This window comes from Pseudomonas sp. S37, assembly GCF_016658545.1.
Lineage (GTDB): Bacteria > Pseudomonadota > Gammaproteobacteria > Pseudomonadales > Pseudomonadaceae > Aquipseudomonas.
This window is the reverse complement of record NZ_JACVZC010000253.1, coordinates 1-271: the sequence shown is the minus strand read 5'-3', so window position 1 is coordinate 271 and position 271 is coordinate 1. Positions and strand designations below refer to the sequence as shown.

Here is a 271-nt window from a genome sequence, read left to right as displayed (position 1 = left end):
CCTGAAGAGGTGTCCCATGAACGCAATCGAACTGCTGATCCAGGACCATCAACTGGTGAAGAAACTGCTCGAGGAACTGTCGTCGACCACCGAGCGCGCCGTGAAGAAACGCGCCGAACTGCTCGAACGCATCAAGCAGGAAGTGAGTATCCATACGGCTCTCGAAGAAGAGATCCTCTACCCCGCGATCAAGCAGGCCGGCGGCAAGGAAGAAGCGAAGATGTATTACGAGGCCAAGGAGGAACACCGCACGGTCGACTCGCTGGTCATT

Annotated in this window: 1 protein-coding gene; it reads left to right on the top strand. The window is 56.5% G+C overall.

Translation table 11 applies throughout. From position 1 onward, the window contains the following. Positions 1-16 precede the first annotated feature (16 nt). The coding region (locus IAE39_RS29535) for a hemerythrin domain-containing protein (RefSeq protein ID WP_201207967.1) at positions 17-271 on the top strand (255 nt) is incomplete at its 3' end.